Below are 21510 nucleotides of genomic sequence, written 5' to 3'. Positions count from 1 at the left end.
CTTCCCGGGGGGCCGCTAGGCTCGGAGACCGTTGCTGTCACGAGAGGGCCCCATGTCTGCTTCGCCGTACGAGCTCGTCATCGCCAATGGACTCTTCTTCGACGGGCGAGGCAGCCCTCCCCAGGTGCGGCACCTGGGCATCCTCGACGGGCGGGTGGCGGCCCTCAGCGAGGCTCCCCTGCCCCACGGGCCCGGCACGCGCGTCGTCGACGCCACCGGACGCTGGGTGATGCCCGGCTTCATCGATCTGCACACCCACTACGACGCCGAGGTGGAGCTGGCCCCCTCGCTCTCCGAGTCCGTGCGGCATGGCGTCACCTCGGTGATGGTGGGCAGCTGCTCGCTCAGCCTCGCGGTGGGCACGCCCGAGGATCTCGCCGATCAGTTCTGCCGCGTGGAGGCCATCCCCTACGACGCGGTGCGCGCGCTGTTGGAGCGCGAGAAGGACTGGGACTCGCTCGGCGGGTACCTCTCGCACCTGGACGGGCTGCCGCTGGGGCCCAACGTGGGCTCCTTCGTGGGCCACTCGGCCATCCGGGCCTACGTGATGGGCCTGGAGCGCAGCCTGGACGAGCGGGTGAAGCCCTCGGCGCAGGAGCTGCGCCGCATGGAGGCCCTGCTGCACGAGGGGCTCGACGCGGGCTACGCCGGCCTCTCCATCATGACGCTGCGGTGGGACAAGATGGGCGGCAACCGCGACATCCGCAGCCGTCCCCTGCCCTCCACCTTCGCGAGCTGGTCCGAGTACCGCCGCTTCACGCGCATCCTCCGGGAGCGGCGGCGCGTCTTCCAGGGCGTGCCCGACATCACCACCAAGGTGAACGTCCTGCTCTTCCTGTGGGAGAGCATGGGGCTGTTCCGCCAGCCGCTGAAGACGACGGTCATCTCCATGATGGACACCCGCGCCAACCGGGGCATCCACTGGCAGGTCGGCCTGCTGTCGCGCTTCTTCAACCGGATGCTGAGGGCGGACTTCCGCTGGCAGGCGCTGCCGGAGATCTTCGACCTGTGGTCGGACGGGATCGATCTCGTGGTCTTCGAGGAGTTTGGCGCGGGAGCGGCGGCGCTGCACCTGCAGGAGGCGGCCGAGCGCAGGCGGTTGCTGGAAGATCCGGCGTATCGCGCCCACTTCAAGCGGCAGTGGAAGAGCCGGCTGCTGCCCAAGGTGTTCCACCGGGACTTCAACCAGTCCGAGGTGCTGAAGGCGCCGGACCCCTCACTGGTGGGGCGCTCGTTCGCGGACATCGCCCGCGAGCGGGGGCAGGACGTGGTGGACACCTTCCTGGACCTCGTGGCGCGCCACGGGCCGGAGCTGCGCTGGTACACGGTGATGGGCAATGATCGGCCACGCGCGCTGGAATCCATCGTGAGCCACCCGGACGTGCTCATCGGCTTCTCGGACGCGGGGGCGCACCTGCGCAACATGGCGCACTACAACTTCCCGCTGCGGATGCTGCGGCTGGTGCGCGAGGCGGACAAGCGTGGGGAGCCGGTGATGCCGGTGGAGCGCGCGGTGCACCGGCTCACGGGGGAGATCGCGGACTGGCTGGGCCTGGACGCGGGGACGCTCGCGCCGGGCCGGAGGGCCGACGTGGTGGTGCTGGATCCGGAGCGGCTCGGCGCCGAGCTGGACACGCCCCGCGAGTCCCCGGTGGAGGGCTTCGATGGCTTCGTGCGGCTGGTGAACCAGAACGGGGGCGCGGTGGAGACGGTGCTCATCAACGGCCGGCTCGCGGTGCACGGCGGCGCGCCCGTGCCCGAGCTGGGCCGGGAGCGCGGCTTCGGGCGCGTACTGCGCGTGGGCTCCGGGCCCGTCCAGACGCTCGTGGAAGAGTCACGTCCTTCCGGGACTCCCCCCACCCGTGTACCGGCCTGAAACGCACCCAGCTCCTACGACCGCCCATTCGCGTGCTGGCGCGAATGGGCTCGAGTGCGCTCAGGCGAGAGGCTTCATTTCGCGCACTGAGGGGCGTTGGTGTTGTTGAGGAAGGTGTTGTTGTACATGGGCAGGGTGAAGTTCGTCGTCACCCCTCCGCCGCCGGAGCTGGGGGCGCTCACCATGATGCCGCAGGCGCCACCATCGCTGAACGTGCTGTTGGTCACGAACCCCCCGTATTCCTGGTAGACGTTCAGGTTGCCCTGCAAGGAGAAGAAGGATCCACCCGCCCCGGCATGGGAGATGAACGCGTGGTCGATCCGGCTGCCCGTCGCATTCGTGGCGACATGGACTCCCCTCCAGAAGGCCTTGGACGGTGTGGACGTGTTGGGGACGAAGCGGACGGGAGCCTGCGCGGTTCCCGCCACCACTAGCGCCCCGCCACGACTGCCGCCCGCCACCAACCCGGTGTCCTTCTGGAATCGCAGCTCGGTCCCCGCCGTCAAGGTCAGCGTCGGGTAGGGCGAAGAGTAAGAGTCAGCGCTTACCTCGATTCCCTGGGTCAGGATGTAGGGAACCCCCAGATTGGGCCAGGTCTGGGTCGTGGTCACGCCGCTGGAGTAGACCTCCACCGCATCGGACGAGTTGCCGCTCAGGGTTGTTCCCGCGGGGAGGCTCCACACGCTGTTGGCAGCCACACGGATCGCATGATTGCCGTTATCGCGAACCGTCAATCCGGTGGAGCCCGAGCCGAGAGACCCATCGTTGAGGCTCATGCCATAGCCCCTGCCCTTCTGCAGGATGACGTGGTCGAGCGTGGGACAGTCCGTGCACCAATAGCTCCCGTACATGTTCAGGTTGCTCGAGCCCCATTCAGAAGAAGGACTCCCCGCATACTCGATGAGGGCATGAGAGAGGCGGGTATTGGAGGTAATGTTTTTGCTCAGATTCACGCCCCCCCAATCTCCGGGCCGCGGCGTGGCCGACATGGACGTGAAGCGGACAGGGGCCTCCTCGGTCCCATTCACAATCAGGTCCGCCGCACGGTCTCCCGCGTACTGGGAGCCGACAACCAATGATGACCCGGGCGAGAAGCGTAACACCGTACCGGCGGAGAGGGTGAGCGTGGTGATCCTGGTGGGCTCCGCCCTATCGCTCTCGACTCGCAGGTTGCCGAAGATGTCGTAGGGAAAGCCCAGGTTGGGCCAGGTCTGTGAGTGCCTGACAGAGCCGTAGACGCTCATCGCATCGGACGAGTTGCCACTCAGGGTCATGGTCACTCCCTCGGGCAGACCCCCCACGAAATCGGCTTGTGCATGAATCGCGTAACTCCCGTTGTCGCGGATCGTCAACCCGGTGGTGGCCGAGCCGAGAGACCCACCAACCTGGAGGGTCATGCCATAGACTCTGCTCTTCTGCAGGATGACGTGGTCGAGCGTGGGACAGTCCGTGCACCGGGAGCTCCCGTACAGGTTCAGGTTGCCCTCGTCACCGGAGAGAGTATTTCCCGCGTACTCGATGATGGTGTGGGAGAGACGGGTATTGGAGGAGATGCCGCTGAGCTTCACTCCCCTCCAATCTCCGGGCCGCGGCGTGGCCGAACTGGACGTGAAGCGGACGGGGGCCTCCTCGGTCCCATTCACGATCAGGTCCGCGTGGACGACCTCGAATGTGTGCCATTCGTGGAAGCGCAAGACGATGCCGGCGGAAAGGGTGAGCGTGGGCGTCGAGGAATCAGAGCCCGTGACACCCACGCCGGGGGCGAAAAAGTCGTAGGGAATGCCCAGGTTGGGCCAGGTCTGAGAGCGAGTGACGCTGGAGTTGACCATGATGGAATCCTTGTCATTGCCCGTGAAGGTGCCACCCGTGGGCAACGCACCAACCTGGTTGCCTTCGACGTCCAGGGGATAGAGCCTGCACCCGGTGACGGAGAGCCGGGCCGAACCCGCCGCGAACGCACTGTCGCCCAGGAGCCGCACCCCCATGCCGCCACTGTTGCGGATCGTGAGGTCACGCGCGACGAGCGCCGTATTGTCGCGAAGGGAGAGGCAGCGCCCCGTCTCCTCTGAAGCCGCTCTTCCACAGTCACTCAGGGTGACGTACTCCATCAGCGATTCACTCGCCGATTGGGCGAACCGCAGGCCGCGCCAGAAGCCCCGGGTGGGCTCGGACTGATTGGCCACCAGGAGGATGGGCTGCTCCTGGGTGCCCTGCGCCTTCAAGGCGCCATTCTTGACCTCCAGTTGGGAATCCTCGTCGAAGCGCACCTCCACCCCAGCCTCGAGGGTGAGCGTGGCGGGAGCGTCCGCCCCGTTCACCTCCAACAGCCCATGCACGACATGGGGGTTGTCACTGGCGCGCCACGTCTCATCGGAGGTGATGTGGGCGGAGTGCACGGTGGGTACGCGCTCGGTGACGGTGAGCGAGGCCTGCCCCTGCTTCGTCACCCCATCGGAGCTGGCACGGGCGGTGACGATCACGGACCCTATCCGGGTCGCGCTGGCGGTTCCCTGGGAATCCACCTTCGCCACGCTCTCGTCACTGGACATCCAGGTATAGGCCGGGACGGTGAAGGGCTCGCCGTTCTGATCCGTGGCGAGAGCGCTGCAACGGACGCTGTTGTTCTGCTTCACGGAGGACGAAGCACAGGTGACGGTGACCGTGGCCAACTGAGGCTGTGGCCCGGTGGGCCCGGAGGACGCGCCGGGGCACCCCGCGAGCAACACGAGCGCGGACACCGAGGAAAACATCATGTGAAGCTTCATGAACCGTGAACTCCTTTCACACCAGGGAAACGCGGCGGCTTCCAGTGCGAGAGTCGGATGCTGGAGGGTTTGCGAGGAGGGCGGCTTCCAACGCGGCCAGATGTCCGTACGGGCGCAGCGAGTCGTTTTCTGGTGCGTATCAGGGTGTCCCTCCGTCCCATTGTGTCATGAAGTCGGGGGCCCCCGTCCAGTCATGAATGGACCACACGGTTCAACGTGCGAGTTGTTCGGACAACAACCGCACGTTGAGCGCGGCGTTTCCGAAGTACTGGGTGTTCCAGCCGACCAGGTGGGTCTCGAGCCGGAGCTGGAGAGCGGCGTCGTAACGGCCGAGCTTCATGAAGCCATCGTTGAACCAGCCATCGCCCGTCCCCGAGCCGTCAACGAATTGGGCGTACTGGCCAGCTGAAGGCCAGATGACGGAGTCGAGCGTCACGAGGAGGGCGCGCACGTCCTCGTCTGTCCATTCCATTCCCGCCCCATGCGCCTCGACGATGTACGCCACCACGCCGTTGCCGTGGGACACGTCCTGGCCAGGACCGGAGTGGACCCCCCATTCGTCGCTCCAGAAGGAGGCCGCCGCGTCGAGGGTGCTCGCGCCCAGCTGATCACGCAGGGACGAGGGATGGTTGGGCAGACCCCGGTTGATTTTGTCGAACACCTCCCGGTAGCGCACCTTGCGTGCCTCGTCGGAAGTCATGAGCGCCAGGTCCATCGCGATGGAGGCCCAGTGCGAGGCCATGTGCGTGTTCTCCCGGTAGATATGGGCGTCTGCTCCGCGTTGAAACCATTTCTCGAAAATGTCCATCTCCGAGAACTCCAGCAGACGTTGGTACTGCCCACGGTATCTGGCGTTGCCGTAGAGCGCGGGGGTCTCACGGATGACGCGCAGCAGGCGGGTCACGTAGCGCCAGCAATAGCTCTCGTACAGCGGCACTTCCAGCCCCAGGCTTTCCGGGTGCCCGGAGGCCCAACCTCTGTACACATCCTCGAATTGACCCCCCTTGAGCGACCAGGAGTCCCGGGCCGTGCGGACCATGTTGTCGACGTAGAGCAGGGCCCGGTCGAGGTATTGAACCTTCCCCGTGGCCCGGTACATGGCGGTGTTGCCATCGATGCCATAGGCGAGGCTGTAGAACTGCCAGCTGTCGCGCGAGGTGCTAGCGGGCAGGAAGCTCTCCGCATGCTCGACGTCCCAATGGGAGAGGAACTGCTTTTCCCAGTCATCCACGGATTGGAGCCCGGGAGGAGCTGGCAGGGGTTCGAAGCCCTGATCAAGCTCACCCCGAGGGGCACAGGCCACTCCGGCCAGGAGCAAGAGGAACACGAGCGCGCATCCGCGCGGACCACGGTGGAGCCGACGACAGGAATTCAACATGAAGGGAGCCCTGGGTGGAGGAACCAGCCACATGCCAGGGTGGGTACTGAAACGGAGCACCGCGTGCGCTCGGACTGCCGCGCCATGTGTGCACAAGTCCTTGCTCCGCGCCTCGGACTGTCACCCGGTACGCGAAGCCCTCGTCCCCAGAGACAATCAGGTCATCCCAGCTCGATCATTCCCGTGGCATGGCGCCCTGGCCACTCGAGGGCCAGGCCTGCCGCAGCATGTTGAGCAGCAGGTCCTGGTAGGACCAGCCCACGCCGCGCGCCGCGAGGGAGCAGAGGCTGTCCTGCGCCTCGCGCCCCGGCCGGCCGGGCCCTGTCATGTTGGGCTTCATGTTCAGATCGAACAGGAGGAACTCTCCGTCCTCGGCCGAACGGCAGTCGATCCGGATGGGAGCCAGTGCCTGGACCCTGCTCGCCGCCAGGGCGCACCATGCCGAGAGCCGTTGCATCACGGGCTCGCCCTGTTCCCGCTCCGAGAGCAGGACGCTGTTGTCCACCACGGCGACCACGCCGCTGTAGGGCGCGATGCCGTCGTGGTGGTTGAAACGCCTGACGGCGGGAAGAGCCCAGTGCGAGGCGAAGGTGCGCTCCGTGCCCTCGATGAGGTAGGCGCCCGGCGGCATCACCGTCAGGGTCACCTCGGTGCCAGGCAGGAAGCGCTCCAGGATCAGCCGCTGGCCGTACCGGGGAAGTCCCAGGACCGGATCCCGGGCCGCGAGCAATCCGGCCGCGGAACGCTCCAGCTCCGCGAGCGAGCGCACCACCCCCACCCCCTCGCTGCCCCGCCCGCGCACGGGCTTGATGACGAGGGGAAAGCGCAAGCCCCGCTCATCGAGCCGCGCCTCGGACAAGGAGCCCACGGCCAGGGCGCCGGACTCCTCCTTCATGCCAATCAGGACGGAGGCGGGCACGGGACATCCCGCCTCGCGCAGTTCCCCCTGGGTGATCCACTTGTCATCGTACCGATCCACCCGCGCCGGGTGCTGGCCGACGACGCGCACGCCCTGACCCACCACGGACTCCAGCGGGTGCCCGGCGAACAGCACGGTGTTGGCCCACAGCACGCGGGCCCCCCGATGGACCGCCTCGGCGATGCCCTCGGCGGTATCGGGGAAGACCCAATCCATGGCCTGAGCCGGGTCGGGCTCCAGGCGGGGAGTGATCAGCGGGACACCCGCCGCGCGCAGGGCATGGCCGATATCCGCCCCGCTGTCACTGTAGCCCCCGGGCTTCATGGGTTTGCGAATGCCATCGATCTCCGGCGCGGGGACCGCCTGATACAGGATGGCGACGGGTGGGAACTCGGGCGAGGAAGCGGGCATGAGATCTCCAGAGGGAAGTTCACCACCCCGGGAAGAGGGATGCCAGAGGGCTCAGGGGCAGTCGGACTCGCGTGCGCCGATGTCCGGGCCCTGACCACAGTACGTGTCGCCCAGGGACAGGCCCGCGTCCCGGGCGGGAGAGGCGAGGTCGAGCCAGAAGTCCTCGGTGGCCCCGCTCAGGAACGCGGGGCTCGTGTCCAGCGAGTGCGCGTCCCACCCGGTGGCCGAGCGCCAGGCGGTGAGGTTCAGGTAGCTGCCACCCTTGCGCAGCACGGCCGCCCCCTTGAGCGAGGCGTACAGGTTGCCATCGAACGAGGTGTCCTCGAGGGTCGTGCCCAACCGCACCGTCGCGGCAGAGCACGCGCCCAGGATGTTGTTGCGCACCCGCACTCCCTGGCTGGGCCCGGTCTCCCCATTGCCCACGATGAGGCCGTAGGCGGGCATGTTCCACACCGTGTTGTTGTCCACCTTCACGTCGATGGCGGCATCCACGCGGATGCCCGAGCCATCATTGCTCTCGGCGTTGTAGCCGTCGAACACGCGGTTGCGCCGCAGGACGATGTGGGTGGGAGGCTCGCCCTGGCGGATGCCGCCAATCTGGATGCCCCGGCCGTTGTCGCGCACCTCGTTGTCCTCGAGCGTGACGTCACGCGCGGACAGGTGCACCACCACGCCCTCTCCCGCCGACGACGGGGTGCGGCGGTGGCCCCAGATGCGGTTGCCCCGGAGCGTCACGTGGGTGCACGTCTTGATGTCCACGCCGTTCTCCTGGTTCTCGTGCAGGTCATTGTCCTCGACGAGCAGGTTGTCGAACGGGGTGCCCTCCTCGGTGGCGCCACCCTCGGAACTCAGGCACTGCACGCCATCGCCGGAGTTGTGGTGGATGTCGTTGGCGCGGACGATCACGTTCCTGGAGTTGGTCTGCACGCACACTCCGTGGCTGTCATCTCCCGCGCGCTGGAAGTTGGAGATGGAGTTGCCCTCGATGAGCACGTCCCGGGCCTTGTCGGCGACGTAGACGCCCGCCCCCTCGGTGCCATTCTTGAGCGTGCAGCCGCGAAGAATGCCGTGGTGCGCGCCCTCGCCGCGCCAGTACGCCGCGAAGGCCTTGTCCCCCGCCGCATCGAAGGTGAGGCCCTCGACACGCCAGTACGCGCCGCGCACGTCCAACAGGGGCGTCTTGCTGCCGGTGCCGCCCTTGAAGACGGGCTTCGCACCGGGCGCGGCCTTGAGCGTGAGGTAGAGGCTGGATGAGCCGCCCTTCTCCTCGAGCCGCGGCCGCTCCGTGTACGTGCCGGACTTGAGGAAGATGGCCTCACCCGGCTTCAGCTGCGACAGCGCCTTGGCCACGGTGCGAAAGGGCGCCGACTCGGTGCCCGCGGCGGTGTCCTGTCCCGAGGGGGAGACCCAGAGCACGCGGGAGAACTCCGGCGTGGCCGCGGCGGCGGACAGGGACAGCTCCGAGGGGAAGGCCGCCTCATGGGCGGCGGCGAGGACTCCAGCGCCAGAAGTCAGAACACCCACGACGGCCAGGGCCGAGACGGCCTTCGACGAACGGCGGATACGCATCCACGCTCCTTGTACGAGGTACGAGCCCCGCCTTCGACGGGGAACAGGGGGTCGGGCGCCGGACAGTTGGCTGGCCCTCGTCATTCCGCCTTCTCGCCAGGGGCGCGACCTGGCCGCTCGCCAAGGACACGGGCGAGACATGTGATTCCAAGGGCTTGGACAAGGCCTGGCCTGGTCTCCGAACAGGTGCGGTAGCGTCGGCCTCCTCTCCTGCCCAGTGCCCTTCATGCACCCCACCTCCACCCTTCCCGGCTTCCTGCGCGTCTACGCGCTGCCCGCCCTCTGGCTCTTCGCCCTGCCGCTGTTTGGCCTGTGGTTCTCCGGACACGCCATCGACCGCTTCGACCGGGACGTGCTCGCCACCATCGAGCGCCAGATTTCCCAGGACACCGAGCTCGAGGAAGAGCGGAGGAAGGAGACGCTGGCCTTCTTCAGCGCCGTGCCCGCCTCGGCGGCCTGCTTCGCCGAGGGCGAGGAGCTGGCGGGGTTCCGTGAAAGCCTCGGCGAGGCGTGCTCGGACGCGCGGCAGTTCCAGTGGATGGGCCGCCTGGCGCTCGCCTCCCTCGTGCTGGGGATTGTCTCCGCGGTGATCGCCCTGTTGTGCGCCCTGGCGGCGTTCGTCTCACGGCCCTTCCAGTACGGCGGCTTCGTGGTGGGCTGGAACGTGCTCCGGGTCACCGGGGCGTTGCAGGCGCTCGCGCAGGGGGGCCTCGCCGTGTGGCTGTCCTACTGGATGACGGCGGTGTGGTTCGAGCGCTACGTCCCGAAGCTCATCCTGATGGTCGGCATCCTCGCCGGCCTCGCCCTCTTCCACGTGGTGGTCGCCATCTTCCGCCGCCCCGCCATGGACTTCGAGGTGGAGGCGGAGGTGCTCGACGAGGCGCGCGCGCCCGAACTCTGGGCCCACGTGCGCCAGATGTGCGAGCGGCTGGGCACCGCGCCGCCGGACCACATCCTCGCCGGCATCGACACCAACTTCTTCGTCACCGAGAGCGAGGTGCGCGTGGGCGAGCGGACGCTCAGCGGCCGGACGCTCTTCGTGAGCCTGTCCCTGTTGCGCCTGCTCGAGCGGTCCGAAGCGGACGCGGTGCTCGCGCACGAGATGGGGCACCTGCTCGGAGGAGACACGGGCCACGGCAAGCGGCTCGCGCCCATGCTCGCGCACTTCGGACACTACCTCCAGACACTGCACGAGGGCGTGCTCACGCGTCCCATCTTCCACTTCATGGTGGCCTACCGCGGGCTGTTCGAGCTGTCGCTCGGGCGCAGCCGGCGCGCGAGCGAGCTCGCCGCGGACCGGCTCGCCGCGGGCATCACCTCGGGCCGGGACATCGCCCGCTCGCTGGTGAAGGTCGGCGCCTACGCGAGCTTCCGCGACCGCGTGGAGTCCGACCTCTTCGCCGGTGGTGAGCAGCAGACGGTGGCCATCGCGCAGCGGGTGGCGCTCGGCTTCGCGGACTACGCCAGCTCCGAGGCCGTGCACGGCGACCTGCACGGCTCGGTGACGCCGCACCCGTTCGACTCCCACCCGCCCCTCTCCGCGCGCCTGGAGAACGTGGGCGAGGTGCTCACGTCGGCCGACGTGTCCCGGGTCCTGCTCGAGCCCACCACCTCCTCCTGGACGAGCGCCATCCTGGAGGCGGACCTCCTCGAGGCACGGCTGTGGGGGGCATACGAGGCGCGCTTCGCGCAGGCGCATGACCTGGCGCTCGCCTACCGCTACGTGCCGTCCACCGAGGCCGAGCGGCAGCACGTGGAGAAACACTTCCCGCCCCTCACCTTCGCGGGCAAGGAGGCCGGGCTGGAGGTCCAGCTCGACTTCGCGCAGGTGAACTGCACGGAGTGGGAGCAGCCCGTGCGGCTCGACCAGGTGAAGTCCGCCAGCACCGAGGAGCGGCTGTTCAAGAAGTACCTGGACCTGCAGCTCAAGGAGGGGGGCCTGTTCAAGGGCAAGCGCTCCATCTGCCTGAGCAAGCTGCGGGACGCGGATGGGATGCTCCAGGCCTTCGGGCACTACCTCGGGCGCCACAGGGCCATGGAGGAGCACCAGGCACAATCCAAACAGGCGGCGTGAGTCCCGCCGCCCGCGAACTCCCGGGGAGCGAGGGCCCCCCGGGCGTCAGGTATACACAGACCGCGAAACCCATCTGAAAACGCAGGTCTCCAGGGCCCGGGAAAACGCCGCCTCCAGGCTCCCGCAGGAAGACAAAGACAACACACGCTCATCCCTGTCTTGAGCTATCCCGTCCGCTTCTTCGGGCTCGCGTAGGGAGCCAGGAGATCGGGTTGATCCACCAGGCACCGCAACGCCTTGCCCGCGAAGCCCTCCAGCCGATCGATGAAAGCAAAGTCGTGCTCGTCGCCCTGATCGTGCGCCAGCTCATGCAGGATGATGCCGAGCGTGCGAGGCTCCAGCGGATCGTCCAATCGCACCTGCCCCCGCACGTTCACCCGCAGCAGGTGGCGCTCGCGGTCGTACTCCGCATCCACCTGGGCGCTCGGGTCGCGCACCTTGCGCTCGAAGAACTCCACGCCCGCCTCGCGCCCGGTGAGTTCGAGAGAGAGACAACGCACCAGCCCCACGAAGCGCTCGGCCCGCGCCCCGGGGTTCACCCGCACGTCGCGTGGCGGGCCCTCCATCCGCTCCACGTACGCTTCCGCGGACTCCACCAGCGTCTCGAGTTGCTCCACCGCCGGCAGCGGCATTCCCCGCAGGTCCACCACCTTCGCGCCGAGCTGGCGCGCCCGGTCATCCATCCGGGGACCCACCGACAGCACCGCCCGCGCGGGCAACACCTTCGCCACGTAGGCCTCGAGCGCCTCCGGGCCGAGCGTGAAGTGCGCGAGCACCTCCGTCACCCACGCCCCCGACAGCTCCTGGCGGCTGAGCTCGGGCGCCAGCGACTCGAGGAGGATGGCCGCCAGCGTGCGCTTGTAGGCGTCCCTCGCCGCGTCGCGCTCGGCCGCCAGTGGAATGCGCTGCTGCACGTCCACGTGCCAGGGCAGGTGGTGCGGCTCCACCGGCAGTCCCAGCTCGAAGAGGTGCGGCGTCTCCCCAGGGCGCGGGTGGTAGAGGTCCACCCGGGTGGGCCTCTCGACATACCGCTCCACGCCCCGGTGCAGCTCCACCGTCTCCAGCGGGCAGTCCTCCAGCGAGTCCTTCACGCGCGGCGGCCGGACCGTGCGGCCGTTGATGACCAGCTCGACGCCGGGCGGGGGAATGGTGAGGCGCAGCAGTTGGACGGCGGCCTCGCGCTCGCTCGCGCTCGTGCGGCGGAAGAGCCGCAGACAGGTGCCCACCTCGCGCGTGTTGGGCTTCACGTGGCGCCCGGTGTTGTCGAAGACGAGCGTGCGCCCCACCGTCTCCACCTCGGCGCGGTCGCTCGCGGCGATCATCTCCTTCAGGCCCCGGCCCTTGCGCCCCCGCCACGTGGGAGGCGTGTCCTTCTCCCCGAGGAAGACGGTGAAGGCGAACTCGTCGCGTGCCAGGCCCGCGGGGGCGTCGTCCTCGATGCGGACCTCGTCCTCCTCCAGGCGCACCTTCACCCGGCTGGCGCGCTGGTCGAACGCGTTCTGCAGGGCCTCACGCACGAGCTGACCGAGCGGCCGGGCGCGGTTGGAGCGCCGCCAGCCTTCCTCCGACAACTCGAACCACTCCGAACGGCCATTCCGGGCCTGATTCATCACCACGCTCCCAGCACCGGGCTCCCGCGGGCGCATGAGCCGCCGCGAGGCAACCGGACCAGGAAGAACACCTCGGGCCGCGAGTCTCTTCCCGCTACCGGGGACCGCCCAGGGTCCGGTGGCCCAGACCCCCGCCGCGCACCTCATGCGAGCGAGGCCCGGGCGCACCATGCCGGAGCGTTTCTACAAGGAGGATCCCCCGGCCGGACTCGCCGGGGTGCTCCTCCCACCTTCCTTCGGAGGACTTCCCGAAGCCTCTCAGTAGAGGCTGAAGCGGGCCAGGACGTTGGCGCGGTGCTGCGTGCCCTTCTCCGGTCCGAACGTCGTGCGCTTGCCGTAGGTGTACTCGAGACCCACTTCGGTGTTCTTCGTGATCTTCCAGAACGTATTCACGAACAGCTGGTCGATCCGCTTGTTCGGGATGAAGTCGGTGGTTCCGGAGCCCTCGGAGAACGCCCGCTGCGCGGTCTCGAGCCGATCGTTCTCGGCGAAGAACGTCTGGGTCCAGATGACGTTCGAGCGGACCGCGGGGCTCCAGGCGTGGGTGAGGCCGATGTGGTACGCGTAGGACCGCCACAGCTCGATCTGGTCGCCCGTATCGAACGCGCCCTGGAGGAGCGAGTTGAACATGTAGCGGCCGATGCCATCACCGCCCTGCACGGCGGCGACGAGCGTCTCATTGGCGAACTTGAGGCTACCCGAGAGGCCCACACCGTAGGCGCGCTGGCTGTGCTCGATGGTGCGGAACTCATGCGTCACCGCACGGGCCGACAGATGGCCCCACTTCCCACCGTAGCGGAAGGCGCCGATGAAGTCGGGCACCGCGTCATAGTCCGAGGAGAAGGTGATGCTCTGCGGATTCTCGATCGCGAGGGCGAGAGAAGCCTCGGGGCTGAAGGTGAACGTGTAGCGGGCCACCGCCTGACGCATGAGGGCGAGCGCGGCGGCGGGGTTGAAGTCCACCGTGTCGGGCGTCGACTCCCCGTCGAAGAAGGTGGACCAGCTCTGGCCGATGAGCAGACCGCCGAGCTGTCCATACGCGTGGCGCAGACGGAACGCGGTGCTGTTCGTCGCCAGCTCGCCCTGGAACGTGTTCGGCGCGTTGAAGTCAGCCTCCAGCAGCACGGTGAGGGGACCGAGCGGCGTGGGGGTGTTGCTCATGATACCGAGACGCGAGGCCCGGGCGGTGATGAACGCCTGCCGCCGCCTCGGCTCCTCGACGCCGAGGTTGTCGAACGGCTGCACGGCGACGAAGCTCGCCCAGTCGAAGTTGTTGATGTCGGTGGTGCGGCCGTCGAAGTCATAGGTCGCATCCACCTCCGCGAACCCGAACACCTTCACGGTCGTGTCGGTGCCGGGAATCTGGAACGTCCCCGGGGGCAGGGCGGCGGCGGCGTCCTCCGCGGCGGCGGCGAGCGGGAGGGTCGAGGTCAGTACGGCGAGCATCGTTGCGAAGCGCTTCGAACCAATCATGCTTTGAGTTCCCAGTATATGAGTGGGGTGAAGGACCCCACCCGAAGCAGCCGACGCGAGGGCATAGCACGGCTCCTGCCTTCACCTCACCTGTCATCACGTCACCTCGCGCTCGATTGAAGTGCTGAAGCTGCTGAAGGCGTTGGGAGACAAGGCATTGAGGTCGCGGCAAACCGAGTCAATCCACACCATGGACGGGACTCGACTAGGCCGAATGCCGGACGGCTTGTCGCGCTCATCTCCAACTCAAGACCTTGGCCTCGCGGCGGCTCTCGACCCGCGTCCGCGAGCAGGATGGCGCGGCGCACCAATGAGCGCTTCCACGGGCCCATGCGCCACCCGTTGACCCGAGTCCACGACCGCGCCGCCGTCGGCGAGAGGACCGCTCAGCACATCCTGGAGCCGGTCCGCGGGCGCCTCGATCACCGCCAAGGGCTTCGAATACGTCGAATCGGCGCAGGCATGGCTTGACACCGCGCGTCGCACGTCGTAGCACTCCGCACGTGTACGCCTCCCTCCAGCGATGTTGTCGCTGTCCCATCACCTGTCGCCCGGGTGAAGAGGGAGCTTGTGCGCGCGCGTTTCATGCCTAGAAGCAACGTCAGCCCAGAGGCCTGACGTCTTCTGCGCCGCCCCGGTTCCCGACAACGGACCGGGGCGTTTTCGTTTCCACCGAGGTCCTCTTCCCCCCTCCACGTTGCAATCCCCTCCCCTTCCCCCTATTTCCGCCATTCCCAACGCGCAGCGCTTCCCCCGGCTCCCCCCTGCGCCGAGACACTCCGAGGCCTCGCGTGGTGCGGGCCTCCTTCATGGAGGGAGCCGGAGTGGCAGTGATGCGTGATTGAGCTGCGAGAGGTGAGCAAGGTGTACAGGCAGGAGGGCCGCGAGGTGGCCGCCCTGCAAGGTGTCTCCCTGCGGGTCGCTCCTGGCGAGGTGTTCGGAGTGCTGGGACAGAGCGGCGCGGGCAAGAGCACCCTCATCCGCTGCGTCAACCTCCTGGAGCGTCCCACGTCGGGCGAGGTGCGGGTGGAGGGCCGGGACATGCTGGCCCTCGAGCCGCATGAGCTCCGCCAGGCCCGACAGGGCATCGGGATGATCTTCCAGCACTTCAACCTCTTCTCCTCGCAGACGGTGGCGGGCAACGTCGCCTATCCGCTGGAGGTGGCCGGCTGGCCGCGCCCCCGCATCCAGGAGCGGGTGGCGGAACTGCTGCAACTGGTGGGGCTGTCGGACCGGGCCCACGCCTACCCTGCCCAGCTTTCCGGCGGCCAGAAGCAACGGGTGGGAATTGCCCGGGCACTCGCTCCACGGCCGAAGATACTGCTCTCCGACGAGGCCACCTCCGCCCTGGATCCGGAGACGACACGCTCGGTGCTCGGGCTGCTGCGCGACATCAACCGCCAGCTCGGACTGACCATCCTGCTCATCACCCACCAGATGGACGTGGTGAAGGACATCTGCGATTCGGTGGCGGTGTTGGAGCGGGGGCGGCTGGTGGAGCAGGGAAAGGTCATCGATCTGGTGACGCGTCCGGGCTCGCGGTTGCATGAGCTGTTCTACGCGCCGTTCGCGTCGCGTGACTGGCCGGTCCATCCCGGACGACGGTTGGTGGAGCTGACCTTCGTGGGCGAGAAGGCCAGCCAGCCCGTCCTCACCACCATGGCGCGCCGCTTCGAAGTGGACGCCAATCTGATGGAGGGCTCGTTGGATCGCGTGGCCGGGGCTCCGGTGGGGCGTTTGCTCTTCGAACTCACGGGCGAGCCGGAGGCGGTCAAACAGGCGATGGCCTTCCTGCGCGAGCAGGGCCTGACGCTGGAGGAGCGGGCCCATGTCTAGCGAGCTGTTGGTTTCGCTGTGGAAGGCCACCCTCGAGACGCTCTACATGACGTCGGTGGCCGCGGTGCTGGTGTTCCTGATGGGGCTGCCCCTGGGCGTGCTGCTGGCGATCGCCGACCGGGGCGGACTGTGGGAACGACCCCTGCTCCACCGGGTGCTGGGGACGCTCGTCAACGTGGGGCGCTCCGTGCCCTTCATCATCCTCATGGTGGCCATCGTCCCGCTGACCCGCCTGCTGGTGGGCACCACGATTGGAACCACCGCCGCCATCGTGCCACTGGTGGTGGCGGCCATCCCCTTCATGGGCCGAGTGGTGGAGCAGAGCCTGCGGGAGGTGGATGCCGGACTGGTGGAGGCCGCCGTCGCCATGGGCTCCACCCACCGCCAGGTCATCCTCCGCGTGCTCATCCCCGAGGCGCTGCCCTCGCTCATCCGGGGCACCGCGCTGATGATCATCAGCCTGCTGGGCTACAGCGCCATGGCGGGCGCCGTGGGTGGAGGAGGCCTGGGCGACCTCGCCGTGAAGTATGGCTACATGCGCTTTCGCACCGACGTCATGTTGGGATGTCTCGTGGTGCTGCTGGTGTTGGTTCAGTTCGTCCAGTGGATCGGGGACGGACTGGCGGCCCGGTTCGATCGCACCACCTCGCGTCCCGCGCGTTCCCTCGATTGATTCCCCTGGAGGTCCCAACCATGAAGCACTTGTCCAAGGTCCTGTTCACCTCATCGCTGCTCTCCGTGCTGGCGGTGGCGGGCTGCAACAAGAAGTCCGACGCGCCCGCCGAGCAGCAGCAGCAGCCCGGTGCCGTCCGCACGTTGAAGGTCGGCGTCAACCCCGTGCCGCATGGTGAAATCCTGCGCGTGGCTGCCCCGCTGGCCGAACGTGACGGCGTTCGCATCGAGGTGATCGAATTCACCGACTACGTCCAGCCGAACATCGCGCTGGCGGACAAACAGCTGGACGCGAACTACTTCCAGCACGTGCCGTATCTCGAGCGGTTCAGCGCCGACCGCCAGCTCTCGCTGGCCAGCGTGGGCGCGGTGCATCTGGAGCCCCTGGGCGTCTATTCGACGAAGCACACGGCCATCGCCGCCCTGCCCGAGGGAGCGAAGGTGACCATCCCGGCCGATCCCACCAACGGGGGCCGGGCCCTCCGCCTGCTGGAGCAGCAGGGATTGCTCCAGCTCCGCGAAGGCGTGGGAGCCAGCGGGACCCTGAAGGACGTGGTGGGCAACCCGAAGAAGCTGGACCTGCGGGAGATTGATGCCGAGCAGCAGCCGCGCACCCTCCAGGACGTGGATGCCGCCATCATCAACGGCAACTACTTCCTCGAGGCCAAGAAGAACCTCCAGCTGGACGCGAAGACGCTGGCCCAGGAGTCCGCTCAGGGCAACCCCTACGCGAACATCCTGGTCGTGCGAAAGGGCGACGAAGGACGGCCCGAGATCAAGACGCTGCTGAAGGCGCTCCAGTCCACCGAGGTGCGCCGCTACATCGAGTCCACCTACGGCGGCGCGGTGATTCCGGCTTTCTGACAGGTCCCCCGGCTCGCCTGAAGTCAGACGTCGGCGGGCTGCTCACTCCGGCTGCCCGTCTTGCCGAGGACGGGAGGCGATACGCGCCTCCCGTGTGCTCGTTCCGCTACCTCAAGGCGCCTGCGTCACCTTGTTGTTGGCGCCATCGCGGCTCACCTTGGGCTTCTTGGCGCCCAGGGCCTTCTTCCAGGTGACGGTGTTGTTGGCGCCCGTCACGTCGATGGCGCCGACGGCCTCCACCTTCACCGTGTTGCCGGCACCGCTCACGCTCACGCGCTTGCAATCCCCCGTCAGCGTGACCTCGTTGTCGCTGCCGCTGATGTCCACCTCGGTCTTCGACGAGCAGCGGTGCGTCTCCTTGGCGCCCACGCCCGAGATCTCGATCCGCGCGTCGTCCGACTGCTTCTCGGCCCGGGCACTCTCGCCCTCCTCGCCGCCCTGCGTCTCCACCTCGGTGTCACCCGTGCGGACGCTCGTCCCGGCGCCACCGGTCTTCACCTCCGTGTTGCCCGTCTTCACCTCCACATTGCCGTCCTTGCCCACCTTCACGGACGTACGACCCTGCGCCGCGCCCATGGCCGGAGCCAGCAGGAGACTCGCGACCACACCCGACAGAACCATTCCGCGAACGAACTTCGACATTGCACCCCTCCCTGTGACGATGTCCTGGGACCATGCACGAAGGCCGGGGAGGGCCTCCGCTGGCGGCGCACTCAACACGCGGCGTTGCCAAAGAGCAAGGCTCCGTCGCGTTCGTGGAAGCTCACCTCGTGGACCTGATTTCTCGGGAATCATCGCCGGCCTCATGCTCCTCGCGCCGCGCCTGCTGGGGACCGGCGCCCAGGGTCCGGGCGAAGAACGTCTGGATGTCGTCGAAGTAGTAGCGAGCCGCGGGCGGCTCTGGGGTGTGAGGCTGTCCCGGCATCAGGAGCAACTCGAAGTGCTTGTCCGCGCGGATCAGCGCGTCCGCCATGCGCAGGGTCGTGGACAGGGACGCATTCACGTCGCTGGTGCCATGCATCATCTTGAGCGGCCCCTGGAGGTTGCCGGCCAGGGCGAGGTTGGAGCCCGCCTGATAGCCGGCGGGATTCTCGCTCGGAAGGCCGAGATAGGGCTCGTTGATGATCGCCTCCTCCTCCAGCGCGCCCGGCGCTCCCGCGTAGCCCGCCTTGAAGACCTCCGGTGCCGTCAGCATGCCGCGCAGGGCGAAGTAGCCGCCCCACGAGTGGCCGACGATTCCAACACGGGTCAGGTCCATCCAGGGACGGGTGGAAGCGGTCTGTTTCAGGCCGGCGACATGGTCGGGAATCTCCGTCTGACCGACCCGGCCATGAGTCACATCCTGAAACGCCTTGCTCCGGCCCGGCGTGCCCCGGGGATCGAGCAGCATGACGATGAAGCCCCCCTGTGCCAGGGCGTTGGCCTGGAGCGACATGGCGTTGCCGACGAAGTTCCAGGGCACGAGCGTGGTGAAGGGTCCGGCATAGATATAGGTGAGGACCGGATAGCGACTGGTGGGATCGAAGTCGCGCGGCTTGTAGAGCACCCCGTGCAATGGCGTGACGCCATCGGCGGCCAGGACGGTGAGCGCCTCCGGAGGCGTGTAGCCCAGTTCCGCGAGGGCGCTCGCATCGGCGATCGTGAGGCGAAAGCGGGTCCCACCGTCCGTGGACGCCACCTCCCGCAGCCGGGGCTGCGTCCGCGAGGACCAGGCGTCGACGTAATATCCGCCCGACGAGGAGAAGGAGAGGCTGTGCATGCCGGAGCCCGAGGACAGCCGCTTCAGCGCGCCGCCCTTCAGGCTTCCCCGGTAGAGCAGGTGCTCGTAGGGCGCGGCACGGTCGGCGGAGGCCAGCAGGAAGACCGCATCGCCCCTGGGCGCGACGGCGGCCACCTGATGAACCGGGAAGGTGCCCCGGGTCACCTGACGCACGAGCTTGCCTTCATAGTCATACAAATAGACATGCCGCCATCCGTCGCGCTCGGACATCCAGAGGAAGCCGGTGTTGTCCGGCAGTGGCGTGACCTGCCGCGCCCAGCCTTCCAGGGCGAAGTCCAGCCCCCCCACGAAGCTCTCGGGCCGCTCCTCGCGCAGCACCCTCCGGCTCTCGCCGGAGACCGGATCCACCGCCGAGAGTTCCAGCCGCTTGCCATCACGGGAGAGATGGAGCAGCAGCGCCTCGCCACCATCGGGACGCCAGCCGGCGAACCAACCATAGGTTTCTCCCTCGGGCGGCGCGATGCGTGTCACGCGGCCACTCGAAGGCTCGACGATATGGAATTCCGACCGTGCCAGCGGCGTCCCCGTCTTGACGTAGGGAACCAGGGTCACGCGCTCGAGCGCACTCGTATAGTCCACGATGGGAATCTTGTGGACGCCGCGCAGATCGTCACGCCTGACCATCAGGAAGCGGCCATCGGGAGACCAGGCCCGGTCGGGAATCCACCAGCCGTGGTTTTCCTCACCGCCGCGCTCGACGCACGTGCGTCCATCTTCCCCCTGCACCAGGAAGCCCCCCTCGTGTTGCACCGCGACGGCTCGCCCTTCGGGAGAGAAGACGTTGTCTGGGGACAGCGCCAGGGCGGCCCGGTCGCCCGGGGCGAGCGCCGTGACTCGGCCATTGGATAGACCCAGCTGGAAGGGCTGTCCTTCGAAAAGGAAGAGGATGCCCCGTTGATCCGGCGCGATGACGAAGTCCATCTGCGGCGGAGGTTGAATGGCCCTGCCCACCCACCGTGAGAGCTGGGTCCGCAACTCGGCGCCGGACAGCAGCGGCTTCATCGCCCCCGTCCGGGCGTTGACGAGCACCCAGGTTCCGCTGTCCTTCCCCACCGCTGACCAGAAGACCAACCGCTCTCCATCACGCAGCCATCGCGGCGGGCTCAAGCTGTCACGAATGAGTTCCGGGAGCCGGAGGTAGCGCTCGGAGAGTTCCAATCGCGGGTCTGGCTGAACGGCGGGAGCGGGCGAGCCGGCGAGGGTCGTGATCAGCATGCCGACGGAGACGAGGAGACATCGCATCCGTGAAGGGTAGGCAGTGGGCTCGAATACCACCAATATATCTTTCGAGGCGGATCAAGACGGATATCGTCTGGATATGGAATTTCGCCAGCTCCAGCTTTTCGTCGCCGTGGCGGAGGAACTGCACTTCGGCCGGGCCGCCACTCGGGTGGGCATGGCCCAGCCACCGTTCAGTCAGCAGATCCGCAAGCTGGAAGCCGAGCTCGGCGTGGAACTGCTCACCCGGACCAGCCGACGCGTGGCCCTGACCTCCGCGGGAAGCCGCCTCCTGAACGACGCCCGGGAGCTTCTGGCCAGACGCACCGACGTGCTCCTCAATGTCCAGCGGACGGCCCGCGGAGAGCTCGGGACCCTGCGGATAGGCGTCGGCGCATCTTCGGCGTTTGGGCTCCTGCCGGGCATCGTGCTCCGGTTCCGGTCCCGGTTTGCGGAGGTGACGCTTCGTCTCGACGATCGCGAGGGGCTGGACCTCGGCGCCGCGCTCCAGGCGGGAGAGCTGGATCTGGCACTCGTGCGGGCCCCTTTCCGCTACGAGGGCGTGAGTGTCGAGCGGCTGCTCCGGGAACGTTTCACGCTCGCGCTCCCCACGCGGCATCCCCGGGCTCGCGAGAAGATCATCACCCTGTCGTCACTGGCGAGCGAGCCCTTCATCCTGTTCCCTCGGAACTCGGCGCCCGGCCTGCACGACACGATCACGCGCATGTGCGTCGACGCGGGCTTCTCTCCCCGCATCCTCCTGGAAGCCGGTTCCTGGTCATCGGTCATCGGCATGGTCGCGGCGGGCCTCGGCATCACCCTCGCCCCGAAGTCGGCCAGGGAGTTTCGGCCAAAGGGGGTGGTCTTCAGGGAGTTGGGCGGCGCCTCGGGATGGGCGGAGCTGGCCATCGCCTTTCCAGGCCAGCACCCCTCGCCCGCCGCGGCACACTTCCGCGCGGTTGCCCACGAAACGGTCGCGCGCCGGGGTCACTCGTGACGTGAACGATCATGCTTCAAGGCCCGGGCGCGGGTGTGGACCGGGGCGCCCAGAGCCGCCCCAGGTCG

General features: G+C 67.9%; 14 protein-coding genes. 6 read left to right on the top strand and 8 right to left on the bottom strand.

From position 1 onward, the window contains the following. Nucleotides 1-52: 52 nt before the first annotated feature. Nucleotides 53-1876: an N-acyl-D-amino-acid deacylase family protein gene (locus D187_RS46745; RefSeq protein ID WP_002627221.1), complete on the top strand. Its 1824-nt coding sequence runs from the start codon at nucleotides 53-55 to the stop codon at nucleotides 1874-1876. A gap of 74 nt (nucleotides 1877-1950) precedes the next feature. Here D187_RS46745 and D187_RS46740 read toward each other — a convergent pair whose 3' ends face one another. The 4 genes from D187_RS46740 to D187_RS46725 form a co-directional block, all read right to left on the bottom strand. Further along, entirely contained in the window at nucleotides 1951-4641 is a 2691-nt protein-coding gene (locus D187_RS46740; RefSeq protein ID WP_002627220.1) for a beta-helix domain-containing protein, read from the bottom strand. A gap of 211 nt (nucleotides 4642-4852) precedes the next feature. Further along, entirely contained in the window at nucleotides 4853-5968 is a 1116-nt protein-coding gene (locus D187_RS46735; protein ID WP_002627219.1) for a hypothetical protein, read from the bottom strand. A gap of 226 nt (nucleotides 5969-6194) precedes the next feature. After that, nucleotides 6195-7349, bottom strand: coding sequence for a D-alanine--D-alanine ligase family protein (locus D187_RS46730; RefSeq protein WP_002627218.1), 1155 nt, complete (start codon nucleotides 7347-7349; stop codon nucleotides 6195-6197). Nucleotides 7350-7400: 51 nt separating this feature from the next. Then, nucleotides 7401-8918 carry a right-handed parallel beta-helix repeat-containing protein gene (locus tag D187_RS46725; RefSeq protein ID WP_002627217.1) on the bottom strand — a complete coding sequence of 506 codons (1518 nt, stop codon included), beginning with the start codon at nucleotides 8916-8918 and terminating at the stop codon, nucleotides 7401-7403. 226 nt (nucleotides 8919-9144) lie between these two features. Between D187_RS46725 and D187_RS46720 the strand changes: the two genes are divergently transcribed. Next, nucleotides 9145-10992, top strand: a complete 1848-nt coding sequence (locus D187_RS46720; protein WP_043435404.1) for a M48 family metallopeptidase — start codon at nucleotides 9145-9147, stop codon at nucleotides 10990-10992. A gap of 164 nt (nucleotides 10993-11156) precedes the next feature. Here D187_RS46720 and D187_RS46715 read toward each other — a convergent pair whose 3' ends face one another. Both D187_RS46715 and D187_RS46710 read right to left on the bottom strand, forming a co-directional pair. Continuing rightward, a complete protein-coding gene (locus D187_RS46715) occupies nucleotides 11157-12602 on the bottom strand; it encodes an ATP-binding protein (protein ID WP_002627215.1) in 1446 nt (481 codons plus the stop codon). Between the two features lie 258 nt (nucleotides 12603-12860). Further along, nucleotides 12861-14075 carry a DcaP family trimeric outer membrane transporter gene (locus D187_RS46710; RefSeq protein WP_081714121.1) on the bottom strand — a complete coding sequence of 405 codons (1215 nt, stop codon included), beginning with the start codon at nucleotides 14073-14075 and terminating at the stop codon, nucleotides 12861-12863. A gap of 837 nt (nucleotides 14076-14912) precedes the next feature. Here D187_RS46710 and D187_RS46705 point away from each other — a divergent pair. Genes D187_RS46705 through D187_RS46695 form a run of 3 tightly spaced genes read left to right on the top strand, consistent with a single transcriptional unit; the run spans nucleotide 14913 to nucleotide 17447 of the window. Then, nucleotides 14913-15911: a methionine ABC transporter ATP-binding protein gene (locus D187_RS46705; protein WP_002627211.1), complete on the top strand. Its 999-nt coding sequence runs from the start codon at nucleotides 14913-14915 to the stop codon at nucleotides 15909-15911. Next, nucleotides 15904-16584, top strand: a complete 681-nt coding sequence (locus tag D187_RS46700; protein WP_002627210.1) for a methionine ABC transporter permease — start codon at nucleotides 15904-15906, stop codon at nucleotides 16582-16584. The genes D187_RS46705 and D187_RS46700 overlap by 8 nt, the downstream gene beginning before the upstream one ends. A gap of 20 nt (nucleotides 16585-16604) precedes the next feature. After that, entirely contained in the window at nucleotides 16605-17447 is an 843-nt protein-coding gene (locus D187_RS46695) for a MetQ/NlpA family ABC transporter substrate-binding protein (protein WP_002627209.1), read from the top strand. 111 nt (nucleotides 17448-17558) lie between these two features. On the opposite strand, the gene D187_RS46690 is transcribed toward D187_RS46695, so the two are convergent. Both D187_RS46690 and D187_RS46685 read right to left on the bottom strand, forming a co-directional pair. After that, nucleotides 17559-18089, bottom strand: coding sequence for a DUF3060 domain-containing protein (locus D187_RS46690; protein WP_002627208.1), 531 nt, complete (start codon nucleotides 18087-18089; stop codon nucleotides 17559-17561). 121 nt (nucleotides 18090-18210) lie between these two features. Continuing rightward, entirely contained in the window at nucleotides 18211-20469 is a 2259-nt protein-coding gene (locus tag D187_RS46685) for a S9 family peptidase (protein WP_002627207.1), read from the bottom strand. A gap of 16 nt (nucleotides 20470-20485) precedes the next feature. Between D187_RS46685 and D187_RS46680 the strand changes: the two genes are divergently transcribed. After that, entirely contained in the window at nucleotides 20486-21442 is a 957-nt protein-coding gene (locus D187_RS46680) for a LysR family transcriptional regulator (protein ID WP_002627206.1), read from the top strand. Nucleotides 21443-21510: the final 68 nt, after the last annotated feature.

The organism is Cystobacter fuscus DSM 2262 (assembly GCF_000335475.2).
In the GTDB taxonomy this organism is placed as follows: Bacteria; Myxococcota; Myxococcia; order Myxococcales; family Myxococcaceae; genus Cystobacter; species Cystobacter fuscus.
Note: the sequence above shows the minus strand (reverse complement) of the source record. Positions and strands in the feature narration are given on the sequence as shown.

Coding starts and splice junctions, on each gene's coding strand:
- D187_RS46745 (WP_002627221.1), top strand. CDS start 53: ATGTCTGCTTCGCCGTACGAGCTCGTCATCGCCAATGGACTCTTCTTC.
- D187_RS46740 (WP_002627220.1), bottom strand. CDS start 4,641: ATGAAGCTTCACATGATGTTTTCCTCGGTGTCCGCGCTCGTGTTGCTC.
- D187_RS46730 (WP_002627218.1), bottom strand. CDS start 7,349: ATGCCCGCTTCCTCGCCCGAGTTCCCACCCGTCGCCATCCTGTATCAG.
- D187_RS46725 (WP_002627217.1), bottom strand. CDS start 8,918: ATGCGTATCCGCCGTTCGTCGAAGGCCGTCTCGGCCCTGGCCGTCGTG.
- D187_RS46720 (WP_043435404.1), top strand. CDS start 9,145: ATGCACCCCACCTCCACCCTTCCCGGCTTCCTGCGCGTCTACGCGCTG.
- D187_RS46715 (WP_002627215.1), bottom strand. CDS start 12,602: ATGAATCAGGCCCGGAATGGCCGTTCGGAGTGGTTCGAGTTGTCGGAG.
- D187_RS46710 (WP_081714121.1), bottom strand. CDS start 14,075: ATGATTGGTTCGAAGCGCTTCGCAACGATGCTCGCCGTACTGACCTCG.
- D187_RS46700 (WP_002627210.1), top strand. CDS start 15,904: ATGTCTAGCGAGCTGTTGGTTTCGCTGTGGAAGGCCACCCTCGAGACG.
- D187_RS46695 (WP_002627209.1), top strand. CDS start 16,605: ATGAAGCACTTGTCCAAGGTCCTGTTCACCTCATCGCTGCTCTCCGTG.
- D187_RS46690 (WP_002627208.1), bottom strand. CDS start 18,089: ATGTCGAAGTTCGTTCGCGGAATGGTTCTGTCGGGTGTGGTCGCGAGT.
- D187_RS46685 (WP_002627207.1), bottom strand. CDS start 20,469: ATGCGATGTCTCCTCGTCTCCGTCGGCATGCTGATCACGACCCTCGCC.